The sequence below is a fragment of the Streptomyces sp. NPDC050448 genome (assembly GCF_040655295.1).
Lineage (GTDB): Bacteria > Actinomycetota > Actinomycetes > Streptomycetales > Streptomycetaceae > Streptomyces.
On record NZ_JBFAJR010000007.1, the window covers coordinates 19,765 to 33,680 of the forward strand.

Annotated in this window: 13 protein-coding genes and 1 pseudogene; 6 read left to right on the forward strand and 8 right to left on the reverse strand. The window is 72.2% G+C overall.

Features of this window, described 5'->3' with window-relative positions:
• Nucleotides 1-182 precede the first annotated feature (182 nt).
• Together AB0I68_RS11235 and AB0I68_RS11240 are read right to left on the reverse strand one after the other, a co-directional pair.
• Nucleotides 183-356, reverse strand: coding sequence for a hypothetical protein (locus AB0I68_RS11235; protein ID WP_363176977.1), 174 nt, complete (start codon nucleotides 354-356; stop codon nucleotides 183-185).
• Between the two features lie 279 nt (nucleotides 357-635).
• Complete coding sequence (locus AB0I68_RS11240) at nucleotides 636-1,034, reverse strand: SHOCT domain-containing protein (protein WP_363176978.1); 399 nt, start codon at nucleotides 1,032-1,034, stop codon at nucleotides 636-638.
• Between the two features lie 246 nt (nucleotides 1,035-1,280).
• Between AB0I68_RS11240 and AB0I68_RS11245 the strand changes: the two genes are divergently transcribed.
• A complete protein-coding gene (locus AB0I68_RS11245) occupies nucleotides 1,281-2,612 on the forward strand; it encodes a hypothetical protein (protein WP_363176979.1) in 1,332 nt (443 codons plus the stop codon).
• Between the two features lie 10 nt (nucleotides 2,613-2,622).
• Here AB0I68_RS11245 and AB0I68_RS11250 read toward each other — a convergent pair whose 3' ends face one another.
• From AB0I68_RS11250 to AB0I68_RS11260, 3 genes are all read right to left on the reverse strand, one after another.
• Nucleotides 2,623-4,251, reverse strand: coding sequence for an MFS transporter (locus AB0I68_RS11250; RefSeq protein ID WP_363176980.1), 1,629 nt, complete (start codon nucleotides 4,249-4,251; stop codon nucleotides 2,623-2,625).
• 208 nt (nucleotides 4,252-4,459) lie between these two features.
• A complete protein-coding gene (locus AB0I68_RS11255; protein WP_363176981.1) occupies nucleotides 4,460-5,881 on the reverse strand; it encodes a DUF2252 domain-containing protein in 1,422 nt (473 codons plus the stop codon).
• A 107-nt stretch (nucleotides 5,882-5,988) separates the two neighbouring features.
• Nucleotides 5,989-6,969: a YhjD/YihY/BrkB family envelope integrity protein gene (locus AB0I68_RS11260; protein ID WP_363176982.1), complete on the reverse strand. Its 981-nt coding sequence runs from the start codon at nucleotides 6,967-6,969 to the stop codon at nucleotides 5,989-5,991.
• A gap of 221 nt (nucleotides 6,970-7,190) precedes the next feature.
• Here AB0I68_RS11260 and AB0I68_RS11265 point away from each other — a divergent pair, with 221 nt between their 5' ends.
• From AB0I68_RS11265 to AB0I68_RS11280, 4 genes are all read left to right on the forward strand, one after another.
• On the forward strand, nucleotides 7,191-7,883 hold the full coding sequence (locus AB0I68_RS11265; protein WP_363176983.1) for a GAP family protein: 693 nt from the start codon (nucleotides 7,191-7,193) through the stop codon (nucleotides 7,881-7,883).
• Between the two features lie 190 nt (nucleotides 7,884-8,073).
• Nucleotides 8,074-8,547 (forward strand): DUF6325 family protein, encoded by a 474-nt coding sequence (locus AB0I68_RS11270; protein ID WP_363176984.1) that lies wholly within the window; start codon nucleotides 8,074-8,076, stop codon nucleotides 8,545-8,547.
• Nucleotides 8,548-8,592: 45 nt separating this feature from the next.
• Nucleotides 8,593-8,892 carry an SHOCT domain-containing protein gene (locus AB0I68_RS11275; RefSeq protein ID WP_363176985.1) on the forward strand — a complete coding sequence of 100 codons (300 nt, stop codon included), beginning with the start codon at nucleotides 8,593-8,595 and terminating at the stop codon, nucleotides 8,890-8,892.
• 58 nt (nucleotides 8,893-8,950) lie between these two features.
• Nucleotides 8,951-10,360 carry a chloride channel protein gene (locus AB0I68_RS11280; RefSeq protein ID WP_363176986.1) on the forward strand — a complete coding sequence of 470 codons (1,410 nt, stop codon included), beginning with the start codon at nucleotides 8,951-8,953 and terminating at the stop codon, nucleotides 10,358-10,360.
• 130 nt (nucleotides 10,361-10,490) lie between these two features.
• Here the strand turns inward: AB0I68_RS11280 and AB0I68_RS11285 are convergent.
• Nucleotides 10,491-10,748 (reverse strand): annotated as a pseudogene (locus AB0I68_RS11285) (amino acid permease); the annotation flags it as partial.
• A 101-nt stretch (nucleotides 10,749-10,849) separates the two neighbouring features.
• Between AB0I68_RS11285 and AB0I68_RS11290 the strand changes: the two are divergent.
• The gene (locus tag AB0I68_RS11290; RefSeq protein WP_363176987.1) at nucleotides 10,850-11,647 is read left to right on the forward strand and encodes an aminotransferase class IV; all 798 of its coding nucleotides are present in this window, start codon (nucleotides 10,850-10,852) and stop codon (nucleotides 11,645-11,647) included.
• A 175-nt stretch (nucleotides 11,648-11,822) separates the two neighbouring features.
• On the opposite strand, the gene AB0I68_RS11295 is transcribed toward AB0I68_RS11290, so the two are convergent.
• Together AB0I68_RS11295 and AB0I68_RS11300 are read right to left on the reverse strand one after the other, a co-directional pair.
• The gene (locus tag AB0I68_RS11295) at nucleotides 11,823-12,380 is read right to left on the reverse strand and encodes a universal stress protein (protein WP_363176988.1); all 558 of its coding nucleotides are present in this window, start codon (nucleotides 12,378-12,380) and stop codon (nucleotides 11,823-11,825) included.
• 282 nt (nucleotides 12,381-12,662) lie between these two features.
• On the reverse strand, nucleotides 12,663-13,868 hold the full coding sequence (locus AB0I68_RS11300; protein WP_363176989.1) for a PP2C family protein-serine/threonine phosphatase: 1,206 nt from the start codon (nucleotides 13,866-13,868) through the stop codon (nucleotides 12,663-12,665).
• Between the last annotated feature and the right edge of the window lie 48 nt (nucleotides 13,869-13,916).

The window sequence follows — 13,916 nt, forward strand, 5'->3', positions numbered from 1 at the left end:
CGGCGTACGGCCACCGGCCGCGAGGAGTTCCTCCTCGGGGGCACGGCGACCGGAACGGCAGCGCCCGCGCATAGCCACGGTGAACTGCACGGCGGCCCCCGCAGTACCTCCCGGCCGTCCAGCCCAACGCGGCCTGGGCGGCGCCGGGTTCCGGCCGTCACACGGGGCTGCCGGGCGATGGGTCAGTTCCGCTTGTCGGCGAGGATGCGGTCCGCCGCGTAGTGCGGGCACGACGCGGTGTGCCAGGTGACCGTCAGCAATCCGGCCTCTGCCGACAGGGTCCGCCCGGCTCCGTCCTTCGGCCCGGCATGGCAGTACGAACACACCAGGGGTCGCGGTTTGGGAAACTCCAGCATGATCGTGCCCTTCCCACTCAGACGCACTGGCGCACCGGATAAGCCAACTCCTATCAAACCTGGGTGGAACACGGCCCGATACCTGCCGGTAGGGCCTGAATTCCTGCAACCCGGGCGGGGCGGGGATGCGTTTGGCGCGCTCCGGGCAGCGAACGGGAAGGAGTCGTTGGGCACTTCGCCGCGGTGTGCGGGGCCGGGGCCTGACCGGCGCCTCCTGGCCCACAGGAATCCGACGACCTGGAACCGAGGCCACCCCAGCGCCTCCGGGGGAGCCTGCGGTCAGGTCAGCAGCTTCACCTTGGCCTGCTGGAACTCTTCCTCGGTGATCGCGCCCTTGGCCCTCAGATCGGCGAGCTTGGCCAGCTCGTCCGCGCCCGATGCGCCGGCCGGAGCGGTCCCTGCCGTCTGGCGGATGTAGTCCTGGAACGCGGCCTCGTTCTGCTTGGCGCTCTTGAGGTCCCGCTGGGTCATGCTCTTGCCGCGGGCGATGACGTAGACCAGTACGCCGAGGAAGGGCAGCAGGATGACGAAGATCAGCCAGCCCGCCTTGCCCCAGCCGCTCATTTCATGGTCACGGAAGATGTCCGTGATGATCTTGAACAGCAGGAACAGCCACATGATCCACACGAAGAACCAGAGCATGGACCAGAAGACACTGAGCGCGGGGTAGTCGTCCATGGATGCCTCCTTTGGGCGGGCCCGATGCCCGCGATCAGCAGTATTGGCGCGCGCACCGCGTTCCGCATGTCGAGCGGCCCCCGGACGCCTTCCACCTGTCTCGCCGAGCGGCGGCGCCGCCGTGTTCGTCGGGCCGCACCGCGGGCCACGGGCCGCGCCGACGGCCCTCACCCGGCCGGGTCATCCCCGCTCGCCGGATCGGGTGGGCCGGGATTGTCTGGCGATACGACCCGTAGGAGGGCTGTCATGCCGGACGACGAAAAAGAGGGCGAGCTCGCTGCGCTGCGGGCTCGGGTCGCCACGCTGGAGTCGGAGGCCGCGAAACGGCCACCGCACTGGCATCGGCTGCGCGCGTTCCTGTCCGCAGTGCTGATCGTCATCGGCTGCGTCCTCGCCCCGCTGGGCATCGTCGCTGCCTGGACGGCCGACATCGTGGGCGACACCGACCGCTACGTGGCCACCGTGGCCCCGCTCGCCTCCAACCCCGACGTACAGGCGGCCGTCGCGAACCGGGTCACGGGCGCGGTCATGGAGCACATCGACCTGGCCTCCCTGCTCGAGGGCGTCGCCCCGGACCAACGGCCGCTGCTGGAGAAGGCGCTGGGGAAGCTGGGCAATTCGCTCGAGGGAGCGGTCCGGAGCTTCGTACACGAAAAGGCCCAGGACGTCGTGGCGTCGCATGCCTTCGAGACCGTCTGGACCGACGCGAACCGCGCGATCCACACGGCGCTCGTTCGCGCCCTGACCGGCAGCGACAACGGAGCCGTACAGATCAAGAACGACTCGGTGACCCTCGATCTCGCCCCCGTGATCGACCAGGTCAAGACCCGGCTCGTGGACTCCGGGCTGAGCATCGCCGCCAAGATCCCCGAGATCCACACCGACTTCACCATTCTCCGGTCGGACAACATCGGCCGGGTCAAGACCGGCTTCCGGCTGCTCGAACTCGTCGGCCTGTGGCTGCCGGTCCTCGCCGTCGTCCTCGCGGCCGTCGGCATCCTGCTCTCCGTCCACCGGCGCCGCACCCTGATCGCCTCGGCCCTGGGCTTCGCCGTTGCGGCGCTCATCCTGGGCATCGCCCTGACGGTCTTCCGTACCGTCTATCTCAACGCGCTCCCCGACACCGTTTCCCAGCCGGCCGCCGGCGCCGTCTACGACGCGATGATCCGGCTCCTGCGCACCACGGTCCGCATGGTCGTGGTCCTCGGCGCCGTGCTCGCGCTCGCCGCCTGGCTCTCGGGGCCGGGGCGGCACGCCACGGTGGTCCGCCAGGTGTGGCACTCCGGTATCGCGGCCACCCGGGCCTCGGCCGACCGGGCGGGTCTGCGTACGGGCCCGGTCGGCGCCTTCGTGGGCCGCCACCGCAAGTGGATCACCTTGATCCTGGTGGCCGCCGCCGTCATCGCCTACGTGCTGTGGCCGTACCCGACCGGCTGGGTCGTCGTGGGTCTCGCCCTCGCGCTCCTCTTCGCCTTCGCCGTGACGGAGTTCATCGCCGAGGACGCCGACCACGCCGACCACGCCGACCACGCCGACCACACGACGACGACCGGGGGAAGCCCGCGGAGTTCCCCGTAGGCGACCCGGCTCAGGGGCGCGCCGCCGCCCCGGGCTGGGTCGCAGGGATGCGCTGGGTGAAGAAGAGCGCCGTCAGCGCGGCCAGGGCGAGGATCGCGAGGGCGGCCCGCAGCCCGTCGATCCGCGCGGTGGCGTTCGCGTCGAGGGCGGCCTGGGTCACCGACGATTCCGCGCCGGCCTCGTCGAGGGCGGCGGTGAGCTGGGCATCCGACAGGAAGGGCGCCCCTCCCTCGAGCTGGACGCTCGCCCGGCTCTTGACCTCGGCCGGGATCGCCGGGTTGTCCTCGATGGTCGTGAGGAACGACGAGGTCAGTACGGTGATGAGGATCGACCCGGCGACCGCGGTGCCGATCGAGGCGCCGAGGTTGGTGACGGTGTTCTGGATTCCGCCGACCTCGGCGCTCTGTTCGTCCGGGACGGCCGAGACGGTGACCGCCCCGAGCTGGGAGGCCAGCGCCCCCATCCCCAGTCCGATCAGCAGCAGCGGGACGGTGACGACTGCCGCACCGGAATCCTCGTCCAGGGCGGCCAGCAGGACGACGGCGCCGGCGAGCATCAGCAAGATCCCGAGCTTCACCACGCGCCGTGGTGAGGCCTGCGGACGGAACCGGGGGATCCCGATCGCGGCGGCCAGCAGGGAGACGGAGAGCGGCAGGATCAGCACGCCCGTCTTGACGGCGGACAGGCCCAGCGCGACGGACAGGTAGAGCGGGACGACGAAGAACACGCCCATCTGTACGAGGTACTGGAAGAAGAACATCGTCAGGCCGCCGGTGAGCTGCCGGTTGTGCACGAGCTCCGGATCCACGAGCGGTTCGGTACGGCGTGCGACGAGGCGTTCCTCCCAGCGGAAGAAGAGCCAGAGGAGGAAGAGACCGGCCAGCATCAGCCAGACGACCGGTGAGAGGGCGAACCAGGACGGCGCGCCGGCCTTGGGCAGGAACCATCCCCATTCGCTCGTGCGCAGCACGCCGAAGACGAACAGCCCGATGCCCACGCCGGACAGGACCGCGCCCACGACGTCGATGCGCGGTCTGTGGTCGGGGGGCGCGTCGGCGACCCGGCGGCCGAGCATCAGGATGGCCAGCACGACCACGACTTCTCCGGCGAACACCCAGCGCCAGGAGAAGAACGTGGTCGCCACACCGCCGATGAGCGGCCCGACCGCGATCGCCACCGCCCCTGCCGCGGCGACCAGCCCGTACGCGGCCGGCCGGCGCTCCACCGCGAAGTTCGAGGCGACCAGCGCCACGATCGCCGGCAGGATCAGCGCCGCTCCCACTCCCTCCAGGAACGACCAGCCCAGCATCAGGACGGTGAGGTTCTGGGCGAGCGACGTGGTGAGGGATCCACAGCCGTAGATGACGCAGCCGATCATGAATGCCCGTTTGCGGCCGACGATCGCTCCGACCTTGCCACCACTGATCATCAGCATCGCCATGACCAGCGTGTAGGCCGTGATCGCGCCTTGCAGACCGCTCACCGTGGTGCCGATGTCCTCCGCCACCGTGGCGATCGAGACGTTCATGACCGAGCTGTCCAGGGCCATCAGGAACTGACCGGCCGCCAGCGTCAGCAGGACGAGCTGCGCGTCTTTCGCCTTCCCGGCCGAGGGTGGCGTGGGTGCCTTGGCTGTCATGAACGGAGCGTCCCACGGCTACGGACGGCAACGTGCCGCCTCGCCGACGAGGTCAGCCGACTGGCAGAGAGGCGGCGCGACTGCTAAGGGCGGGTCCGGGAGCACCGCGCTCAGCCGCTGCCGAGCGGCAGCCCCGCGGCGCAACACCCCGGCCGAGGTCCCGCGCCCCGGCCGGCATCCGCCCGCGCGCCGGCGCTCGCGCCCGCGCTCACGCCGATTCCGCGACCACGCGTCCCGAGGTCACCGCGTCCACCAGCGCCTGGTGGTCGCGCTCGTTCCGGTCGGCATAGCTTTCCGCGAAGCGCACCAGCGCCTGGTCGAAGATGTCGCCGCTGCCCAGATAGGCGGCGATGGCGATCCGGTCCCCGGACCGGGCGTGTGCCCGGGCCAGCGTGGTGGCGCACACGTCCCCGTACGTCCGCATGCCGCGCGGCTCCATGAGCTCCGGCTCGATGCTCCCCTTCCAGTCCCGCAACTGCCGTACGTAGAAGTCCCGCTCGCGGCCGTCGATCCCCTTCGCCCGGTACCAGCCCAGGAAGATGTCACTGGCTGCCTGCATCAGGCGCTGACCGGCCACCACCCGCTCGCCCTGCATGGAGTATTCACCGGCGCCGGCGTACGGGGCGAGGACCGATGCGCCGGCCTCCTTGGCCTGGAGGATCAACGGGTCTTCGGCGTCCCGGCCCAGGAGCAGAATGATCCAGCACCGGGTTCCCACACTGCCGACGCCCACCACTTTGCGCGCCATGTCGACGAGGGTGAACTGCCGCAGCAGGTGCCGCCGGTCCGACGGAAGCGTCTGCCCGTACTGGTCGACCATGTCGCGGATCTGCTCCTCCAGCGTGCTGCGCTCCTCGTCCGGCAGCAGCTCCGAGAGCGGCGTGACGAGGGGTGGCATCGACCTGAACCGGCGTTCCCCGGCGACCACCTCGGTGAGTTTCCCGGCGGCCTGAAGGCTGTCGCGTCCGCGTGCCTTCGCCAGTGTCTCGGCCACCTGCTTGCGGCCGCGCGCGCGCAGTTCGGTCGCTGCCAGCGCGCGGAGCTGCTCCGCGTCGATCCGCGCGTACCAGACGTCGAGGTTGCTCATGGCCGCGTAGCGGCGCATCTGCTCGCGGTAGGACCTGCCTGCGGACTGGACGATCACGGCGCGCTCGGCATCGGTGAAGCCGTTCTCCCTCCCGGCGATGGCCAGGCTCACGGCCAGCCGCTTGACGTCCCATTCCCACGGTCCGGGCAGTGTCTCGTCGAAATCGTTGACGTCGAACAGCAGGTTCCGCTCCGGGGAGCCGAGCAGCCCGTAGTTCAACATGTGTGCATCGCCGCACAGTTGGACCCGCAAGCCCGAGTCCGGCGTGTGGTCCAAGTCGCCCGCCATGACGGCGGCGGCGCCCCGGTAGAAGCGGAACGGCGACTGCGCCATCCGCCCGTAGCGGATCGGCACCAGCTCCGGCACCCGGCCGGCCGACTGCCCTTCGAGCACGTCCACCGGATCCTGCCGGTGCACGGACGGCTCGAATTCCCCGTGTACGGAGCGGGGCGTCCTGCGCCGGGCGGCGCGGCCGCGTCCGGCCCGCTCCTCGGCGGACAGCCAGCGTGCGCCTTTCTCCGCCTTCGCGGCATGCATTGCCATCGCTGCGCACCTCCAGGCCACTCAGGCCCCCGCTGCCCAGCATGGCACCCCCGGCACAGCGCTGCCGTACGGTGCGCCGCGGCGCCGGGCGCCGGAGCACCGGCACTTCAGCCCTGCTCCGGCCTCCCCCGGTTCGGGAGCGGACTGCCCAGCCGCCCGGCGAGGAACGGCTCCTGCGCCAGGACGGCGCCCGTGGTGACACCGACGGCGACGGCCACGCACACCACGATCAGCCACGACAGCAGGACGAAGACCGAGCCGGCCGAACCGTAGTCGCTCAGCGCCCGGTCGAGGGCGCGCGGCATGTAGAAGCGCGCGCCGACCGACAGGGCGGTGGCGGCCCCGGCGGTGAGCACCGCTCCCGGCAGCAGGGGGAGCCAGCCGACCAGACCGCCCAGCAGCAGGTGCTGGGTCCACCACCACACCAGCATCTGGAGGACGAACGTAAGGGGGATGCCCAGCCAGAGTCCGACTCCGAACCCGTCGCGCACCGGCCCCTGCACGAACAACGCACAGATCCAGAGGGCGATCCACGCGAGCCAGCGCCAGACCGCGATCCGCACCCCCGTCCGCGGGATCTCCCACGCGCGCTTGCACAGGCGTTGCATGGCGCGGCTGACCGCGGTCGCGGACAGCAACACCATCAGGGCGCCCACCAGGCCCACCGCATTCTGAAATTCCCCGTGGGAGCCGCTGAAGATGTCGTTCAGCTGCTCGCTCGCCGCGCCGCTGAGCCCGAACACCGCGCGCACGGATGCGGCCATTTGCTCCGGAATGGGCGGCGGGGCGACCGACGCGACGACGAAGACCAGCGGCACGGCCGTCAGGAAGCACTGCGCGGCGAGCCGTGTCGCGGAGTCGAAGATGTCCACCGACACCATGCGCTCCGCGATGTGAGTGAGCACCGGGAAGCGGGTCTCCGCCCGACGCTGGAGGCGCCGGGCCGCCACCTTCGCGTTACGCGACCGGGTCCGCCACCGCGAGGGGTGCGAGGCGCTGGGCGCGCGCTTGCCGGAGGCCATCAGCACACCGGGGAGGGGGGCGGCGGAGAGAGGGGCGGAGAGGGGGGCGGACGGCTCGACGCCCACGACGGCACCAGCGGAGCAGTCGTCGCCATGGGGGTCTCCTTCGTGTGCGTCCAGACTGGAGGATGCGGCCGGGGACGGCATCTCGGCCTGCGCCGTTGAACTGCGCCCGGATGCGTCACCCTCCCCGCTCGGCCGTCTCCAGTGGGCGAAAGGGAAAAGGTGTCGGGGACGGGTTCCGTGCGTAGGGTCGTCGTCGTACGCCGTCACACGAGGGGGGCGCCATGGTTCTCGACCTCATGCTGATCGCGCTGGCCATCACTCTCGACCCGCTTCCCCTCATGGCGTTCGCACTCGTGGTGTCGTCCTCCAGGGGCGTGTGGAAGGGCCTCGCCTTCATTCTGGCCTGGCTGGCCTGCTTCGTCGCGGTGATCGCCGCCGTCCTCGCGCTGACCGACGGCGAGCCCCTGCCGCCGCGCTCACCGCCCGGCGTGGTGGGGCTGGCGGCCAAGCTGGCCATCGGGCTCGGGCTCGTGTTCTACGGGCTCCACCGCCGCCGCCTCATGCGGGCGGGCGAGGCCCCGGCGGGTGCCGACGCACCGCGTGGCCCGGACGTGCAGGAGGATCCGGCCGACGAGGTGGCCGCCGGCCTGGACGAGAGCTCGGTCTGGGCGTCGGCAGGCCTGGCCGTACTCGTCCAGCCGTGGGGGATGGTGGCGGCGGGCGCGACGACCGTGCTCGAAGCGAACACCTCGAACCCGGCCACCTACATGGCCCTGTTCGGCTTCTGCTTGCTCGCGACCGCGAGCCTGCTGGCCGCCGAGCTGTACCTCGTGTTCGCACCCGAGGTCGCCCAGGCCCGGCTGCTGCGCCTGCGCGGATGGCTGAAGGGCCACGCGCAGCAGGCGATCGTCGTGCTCTGTCTGGCGCTCGGCCTGTGGCTGACCGGCAAGAGCATCTACCAGCTGACCGGCTGACCGGCCTGCCGGACCAGCCGATCGGCTTGTCCGGCAGGCGGCGTTCCGGATGTGCGGAGGTGCCTGCGCGGTGCTGAAATGGGCTTAGGTGACGTCGGCTCCGGCCCACCGTGTGCCGGAGCCCACCGCCCGCGGATCAGCGGCCGACTCGACGTCCCCCTCCCATCCCCCCAGCCCGACAGGAGCAGCCATGAGCAGCGAGGCCGAGGAATCCACGGGGATCGGCGACATCGACGACATGGGCCCCGTGGACTACGTCGTGATCGAGTTTCCGGGCAACCGGATGACGGGCAAGGGGCTCCCCCTGCTCGTCGATCTCGTCGATCGCGGCGTCATCCGGATCTTCGACCTGGTCTTCGTCCGCAAGGATCTGGACGGCACGGTGACGGCGGTGGAGCTGAAGGACTTCGACTCCGAGGTCGACCTGTCGGTCTTCGAAGGAGCCTCGTCCGGTCTGCTGGACCAGAGCGACATCGACGAAGCCAGCGTTGCGCTGGAACCCGGGAACTCGGCGGGGATCATCGTGTACGAGAACACGTGGGCGGCGCCGTTCGCCCGTGAGCTGCGGCGCGGAGGCGCCCAGCTCGTGGCGGCCGGCCGGATTCCCGTCCAGGCGCTGCTCGCATCGCTGGACGCCATGGAGGCCCCGCCCGCCGAAGGGTGAGGACGGCCGCAGCCCTGCTCCACCGCACCCCTGGAGATGAGCATCATGCCCGGACTTCTTCGCGGAGTCGCCCGTACCGCCGTCGTCGCCGGCACCGCCACCGCCGTGTCCAACCGGGTGTCCCGGCGGCAGGCCGGCCGGTGGTCCCAGCAGGAGGCCGCGCAACAGGCCCCGGCCGAACCCCCGCCCCCGCCGCCGGCCCCCGCCCCGGCTCAGGCCGCGGCCCCGGCCGCCGACGACATGAGCACCAAGATCGACCAGCTCAAGCAGCTCAGCACCCTCAAAGAACAGGGAGTGCTGACCGAGGAGGAATTCGCCGAGCAGAAGCGTCGGCTCCTCGGCTGACCGAACACCCGGCACCGGACGTACCGGTGAGGGACGGGGGACGGGAAGGAACGGCCCCATGACGCAGCCGAGCCCGCAGCCGCAACCCGGGCAGCCGGGTACGCCGTCGGGATCCCCGCCGACCGCTCACGCCGATGCACCACAGCCGTCGGAGGCCGACAAGCTCCGCGAGCTGCTCCGCACTCCCGGGTACCTGAAGATGCTGATGTTCTGCGGGCTCATCGGCATCCCGGTCTCGCTGGCCGCGTTCTGGTTCCTCGCCGGGCTCCACGAACTGGAGCGCCTGGTGTGGGCGGACCTCCCGCAGGCCCTCGGCCACGCCTCTCCGCCGTGGTGGTGGCCGCTTCCGCTGCTGCTCGTCTCCGGCATCTGCGTCGGGCAGATCGTCACCCGTCTGCCCGGGGCGGGCGGGCACATTCCCGCCTCCGGCCTGCACGCGAGCAGTCCCGGCGCCGCAGCCCTGCCCGGAGTGATCCTCGCGGCCGTGTTCAGCCTCCCGCTCGGCGCCACCCTCGGCCCCGAGGCCCCGCTCATCGCGCTGGGCGGCGGGCTCGCGATCGCTTTCCGGCACCTCACCGGAACACCGGAGACACCGATGAGCACCGTGCTGCTGGGCGCGGCCGGATCTGCTGCGGCTGTCGCCGCCATCTTCGGGAATCCGCTGATCGCCGCCGTGCTGCTCATGGAGCTCGCGGGCGTGGGCGGGCCCCAGCTGTTCGCCGTCATGCTGCCCGCGCTGCTGTCGAGCGGCATCGGATCACTCGTCTTCACCGGTTTCGGCCGCTGGACCGGTCTGGAGACCGGCAGCCTGACGGTGAAGCTGGGTGTGAACTCCCCCCGGTTGGACGCCGGTGCCGTGGTCTGGTCGATCCTCGTCGCCGTGGCCATCGCCGCCGCCGTGCACCTGATCCAGTACGGCGGCCGGCTGACCGCCGTCCGCGTCGCCCGACGGCCCCTGACCGTGACGGCGCTCTGCGGGCTCGCCGCCGGCGCCTGCGCCGCCGCCTACGCCCTGGGCACCGGCCGTTCACCCGCGGACGTGGCCTCCTCGGGCCAGGCCACGCTGGCCGAGCTGGCCGGCGATCCGCACGCCTGGGGGGTGGGCGCGCTGATCGCCGTCCTCCTGTGCAAGGGCGCCGCGTTCTCCCTGTGCCTGGGCAGCCTGCGCGGTGGCCCCACCTTCCCGGCGCTGTTCCTCGGCGCCGCGGCGGGCGTCCTCCTCTCGCCGCTGCCCGGCCTGGGCGTAACCGCCGGGCTGGCCGCCGGGCTGGCCGCCGCCACCACGAGCGCGCTGCGGCTGCCGGTCAGCAGCGTGGTGCTCGTGGTCCTGATACTCGGCAGCGCCGAGATGATGCCGGTGGTGATCCTGTCCGCCGTCGTCGCCTTCGTGACCACCGGACTCCTGCCGGCCGGCCCGCCGATCCCACCCGTAGGCCGCACGGCCCGGCCCGCCGCTCCGACCCCGTAGCCTGCCCGGCCTGCCCAGCCTGCCGGCCGTCCACGGACGGTGCGAGCACGCCGTGCCGGTGGACCTGGCGGTCGGCCGTCAAGGCGAACACGTGCGGCATCCGGGGCGGCGTACGAGCCTGGTGGCCGCGGCCGCCACCGTCGGGGAACGCCGCGATCACCTGCCGGTACGAGGCCACCAGCACCGCCGGCAGCACCGCGATCGCCACGGTGACCGGGGGGAACCCCATCCCGTGGGCGCCCGCCGCCACGAGCACCAGCACGATCGACTCGGGCCCATAGGCCACGGACGCCATGGCATCCGGCGAGAGCGCGGCCAGCCCCTGGAGCGCAGTGATCCCTCCGATCGAGCAACAACGAGGGACGGCGTCGGGTCGGGCGTACGGCATCGCCGGCCGTCTTGGCGACATCCATACGCCCGGCACCCGACTCTTCACGCAGTTCTGTCGCAGCCGGGCGATGACCGGTTCACGCCGTGCAGACTTCGGGTATGGCAACCCTGAACGGCTCCCCCGCCTCCCTCGCGGCACTGCAGGCCCTGGCACTGACCAATTACGGTCATTTCACCACCATGAGGGTGGAGGACGGCGGGGTACGGGGGCTGGCTCTGCACCTCGCCCGGCTGGTCGGGGACTGCCGTGCGGTGTTCGGGGCGGAGCTGGATCCCGAGTGGGTGCGGGAGTGCGTACGGCGGGAAGTCGGCGGGCGCGCCGGGGCGTTCATGGTGCGGGTCACGGTCTTCGACCCGGAGCTGGACCTGACGGCCCCCGACCGCGCGGGGCATCCGTGCGTGCTCGTGACGACCCGGCCCGCCCCGGGCGCCGGCCGGCCGCTGCCCGCGCTGCGCGTGCAGCGGCTCGTGTTCCACCGCGACACACCGTCGGTGAAGCACGTGGCGCTGTTCGGGCAGCTGCGGCTGCGGCGCGCGGCACGGCTCGCCGGGTACGACGACGTGCTGTTCGTCGGTTCGGACGGGCTGGTCTCGGAGGGCTGTACGTGGAACGTCGGCTTCGTCGACGAGGCCGGGACCGTGGTCTGGCCGGAGGCCGATGTCCTTCCGGGGACCACCATGCGGCTGCTCCGGACCGGCCGGACCGGACGGGACGGGCAGGTCACGGCCCCGGTGACGGACGGCCGACTGCGTTCCATGCGGGCGGCGTTCGCGACGAGCACCGGCATCGGCGTACGGTCGGTGGCAGCGGTCGACGATGTCCTGCTCCGCAAGGACGATCCGGTGGTCGACGCGCTGCGGGAGGCGTATGCCGCCGTACCGCTGGACCGCCTGTAGCCGTGGAGCAGGAAGGTGGCAGCGCACGGCGAGACCGTAGGCGGTGTCGGGGATCCACTGCGATCAGCGGCGGTCCATGTCAGACACCTTGAAGACCGTCCTCGCGGTACCGCCGCGGCCCGGGCGTCTCCCGCCCAGTCGCCCTCCTGCACGAGCTTCGGTCCGGGCACGAGGGTCACCTCGCCAGGTCGGCGCTGTCGAGCGGCCTGCGCCACACGATGCGCCGGCGTACGGCATCCAGGTCGGCCTGCAGCGGGCTGGGCGGCACGGCCAGGACCGGGCAAGGGGCGTGCGCCAGGCAGTACCGGGCCACCGAAGGCCGTAGTGCGCGGAGCAGCGGCCCGCGCGAGCCCGTACCGACGACGAGCAGGTCATCGGCGTCGCGGACCGTGTCCAGCAAGGCGGCGCCCGGCGTGCCCCGGACGGCCAGTCCGGCCAGTGCCACGCCCGGCGTGCCCTCGCCGAAGGCGGTGGCCAGTACCTCCCGCAGCCGCGACACCGCCGCGGCCCGTGATGCGGCGAGCAGCGGCGTGCCGCCTCCGCGGCCTCGGCCGCCCGGTTCGCCCAAAGGCGGCTGCCAGGCCAGCACGACCCACAGCTCCGCGTCTCGCGCGCGGGCCTCGGCGCGGGCCCGGTGCAATGCCGTCAGGCTCCCGAGTGATCCGCACGTACCCGCCACGACTCGTCCTCGCACCGTTCTGCCCTCCTGCTCGATGCCTCGCGCCTCGCGCACTCCATGGAACGGCGGCAGGCGGGCATCGGGCGGCTTTGCTGACGCCCTGCTGACGCCGGAACCGCAAACCCTGACGGGTCTCTGATGCAGCGGCCCGTCGGCCGTCGGCGACATGCACGAAGAGGGTGCACGCCGCGGGTCGGGCCCGGGGCGGATCTCGTACTCCTGCGGCGAGTCGCTCACGACGGCCCGTCCCGGCGCCTGAGCCCACCAGCGGCCCGGCGCGGCCGGATCCCGGGCGTCCCCGGCGGTCTGCTCCCGCTCCAGCGGCATGCCACGGCCTTACGGTCTGCGGCGGCGGATGCGGGCCGCGAGTACGGCGACGTCGTCCTCGGCGTGGCGGGCGTCCAGGCCCGCCACCACGGCGTCCACCAGATCCTCCACCGCCGCACCCACCGGCAGCCGCAGTCCGGCCAGCCGGGACAGCGAGACGTCGATGTCCTCGCCGCGGCGCTCCACCAGCCCGTCGGTGAACATCAGCAGGGTCTCCTCGGTGGTGATCGCCCGGGTGACGCCTTCGTAGCCGCCCACCCCGGTGCCCAGCGGCGGACCCACGGGAACGTCGACCAGGGCGGCCGAGCTGTCCGCTCCGAAGATCGCCGGCGGCAGATGGCCGGCGCTGGCGAAGTCCGCGACGCCGCGCGTGGGGTCGACCCGCACCAGCAGGCAGGTGGCCGGCCGGCGGGCGGGGTCCTCGGCCACCAGGGCGTCCAGCTGACGCAGCACGCGGTGCGGGGCCAGGTCCGTGGAGGCCACGTCCCGCAGGGTGGAACGGTAGGCGTTCATGTCCACCGCGGCGTCCAGCCCGTGGCCCATCACGTCCCCGACCACCAGCAGGGTGCGGCCGAAGTGGAGCCGGACCGTCTCGAACCAGTCCCCGCCCACCAGGGCCCTGGAGCCGACCGGCAGATAGCGGCTGGCCATCTCCAGATTGGGGTGCGGCCGGCCCGGCTCCGACACCAGCGCCCGTTGCAGATTCAGTGCGGTGTCCTCGGTGGCGGCCAGCTCCCGGGCATGGCCGATGTGCACCGCCGCCAGGCGGGCCGCGAAGTGGATCGTCGCCGCCTCGTGGTCGCTGAAGCCGCCCCGGGCGCGTACGGCGAGCACCGCGCCGTAGACCCGGTCCCGGGCCGGCAGCGGAACCGACACGAGGTGCACCGGGGTGCCGCCGGAGACCATGACCCACTCGGAGAGGGGATGTCCGCCGTCCACGGCCCGTACGGTGGGCGACCCGTCGGCCCGTGCCGTCAGCAGTCCGGCGGCCCCGGCCACCGCCACCCGGTTCAGCCCGCCGTCCTCGGCCCGCAGATCCACCGCGACCGCGTCGCACAGGTTCCGGAACAGAAAGCCGGCCAGTTCCTCGCACGTGGCGGTCTCGTCGAGCCGCGTGCCGATCTGCTCGGCCGCGGCTTCCGTCCTCCGGATCCGCGCGAGCAGCGCCTCGTACTCCTCCGGGGGCCCGGCGGACCTCCCGTCACGCTCCGACAAGACACCTCCCCGGCCCGGCAGCCGAAGAAGCCATTCCACCAGCACCAC

Excerpts from the sequence above, each read along its gene's own strand:
- AB0I68_RS11235 (WP_363176977.1), bottom strand. The coding sequence starts at position 356 with ATGCTGGAGTTTCCCAAACCGCGACCCCTGGTGTGTTCGTACTGCCAT.
- AB0I68_RS11240 (WP_363176978.1), bottom strand. The coding sequence starts at position 1,034 with ATGGACGACTACCCCGCGCTCAGTGTCTTCTGGTCCATGCTCTGGTTC.
- AB0I68_RS11245 (WP_363176979.1), top strand. The coding sequence starts at position 1,281 with ATGCCGGACGACGAAAAAGAGGGCGAGCTCGCTGCGCTGCGGGCTCGG.
- AB0I68_RS11250 (WP_363176980.1), bottom strand. The coding sequence starts at position 4,251 with ATGACAGCCAAGGCACCCACGCCACCCTCGGCCGGGAAGGCGAAAGAC.
- AB0I68_RS11255 (WP_363176981.1), bottom strand. The coding sequence starts at position 5,881 with ATGGCAATGCATGCCGCGAAGGCGGAGAAAGGCGCACGCTGGCTGTCC.
- AB0I68_RS11265 (WP_363176983.1), top strand. The coding sequence starts at position 7,191 with ATGGTTCTCGACCTCATGCTGATCGCGCTGGCCATCACTCTCGACCCG.
- AB0I68_RS11270 (WP_363176984.1), top strand. The coding sequence starts at position 8,074 with ATGAGCAGCGAGGCCGAGGAATCCACGGGGATCGGCGACATCGACGAC.
- AB0I68_RS11275 (WP_363176985.1), top strand. The coding sequence starts at position 8,593 with ATGCCCGGACTTCTTCGCGGAGTCGCCCGTACCGCCGTCGTCGCCGGC.
- AB0I68_RS11280 (WP_363176986.1), top strand. The coding sequence starts at position 8,951 with ATGACGCAGCCGAGCCCGCAGCCGCAACCCGGGCAGCCGGGTACGCCG.
- AB0I68_RS11290 (WP_363176987.1), top strand. The coding sequence starts at position 10,850 with ATGGCAACCCTGAACGGCTCCCCCGCCTCCCTCGCGGCACTGCAGGCC.